This is a genomic window from Nesterenkonia massiliensis, from assembly GCF_000455245.1.
Classification (GTDB): Bacteria; Actinomycetota; Actinomycetes; order Actinomycetales; family Micrococcaceae; genus Nesterenkonia; species Nesterenkonia rhizosphaerae.
Genome location: NZ_HG005166.1, coordinates 514254 through 515382, shown reverse-complemented (window position 1 = coordinate 515382; position 1129 = coordinate 514254). Strand labels below are relative to the sequence as shown.

General features: G+C 65.2%; 1 protein-coding gene. It reads left to right on the top strand.

Features of this window, described 5'->3' with window-relative positions:
* Positions 1–1108 (top strand): ISL3 family transposase (locus TX78_RS05540; protein WP_044494514.1); only part of this gene is annotated, 1108 nt, incomplete at its 5' end.
* Positions 1109–1129 lie beyond the last annotated feature (21 nt).

Here is a 1129-nt window from a genome sequence, read left to right as displayed (position 1 = left end):
GGTATACGCAGTCCCGGCCCGGCTGGTCTGGCGTAAGCGCCGATGGCGCTGCCAAGACGTTGACTGCCCCAGGGGTGTGTTCACTGAGCAGAACCCCGCGGTGGCCGCGCCCAGGGCGCTGTTGACCCGGCGCTGCATCGCCTGGGGCATTCGGCAGATGCGCCGAGAGAACCTCTCCATCCAGGGCCTAGCCCGGCAACTCGGCGTTGACTGGCACACCGCGTGGGCGGCCATCCGGCCACTGCTGGAACAAGCCGCCGCCGATGAGCGACGCTTCACCGGGGTGAAGACCCTCGGGGTCGATGAACATATTTGGCACCACGTCAACCCCGCCCGGCGGGGCCTGAAGGCGCTGACCGGGATGGTCGACCTGACCAGAAACGCCTCCGGCGCGGTGCAGGCCAGGCTGCTGGACCTGGTGCCAGGCCGCACCGGCAAAGCCTACGCCGGGTGGCTAGCTGCCCGTAGCGAGCAGTTCCGGTGCGGGATCGAAATCGCTCCACTGGATCCCTTCGCTGGGTATAAGAACGCCATCGATGAACAGTTAGAAGACGCCACCGCAGTCCTGGATGCCTTCCATGTCGTGAAGCTCGGTACTGCCGCGGTTGATGAGGTCCGTCGCCGAGTCCAGCAAGAGACCCTGGGCCACCGTGGCCGCAAAGGCGACCCGCTCTATGGGATCCGCCGGGTTCTGCAATCAGGGGCAGAGAACCTCACTCCCAACCAGTCTCGACGCTTAGAGCGAGTCATCACCGCAGACCCACGACACGAAGAGGTTTTCCTGGCCTACCAATGCGCCCAAGAGCTGCGGGCCGCTTACCAGCACCACGACCTAAAGGCCGGCCGGCGGATCGCGCTGAAGGTCCTCGACTCCTTCCACCACTGCCCAGTCCCGGAGATCGCCAGACTCGGAAGGACCCTACGCCGGTGGCGCCAAGCCTTCCTGGCCTACTTCACCACAGCCCGTGCCAATAACGGTGGTACTGAAGCGATCAATGGGCTCATCGAACTCGCCCGCCGCATCGCCCGAGGCTTCCGCAACCGAGACAACTACCGACTCAGAATGCTCCTCATCGGCGGAGGCCTCGACGGCCACCTCCCCACCTGAACTCCGAAGAGCCCGATATCC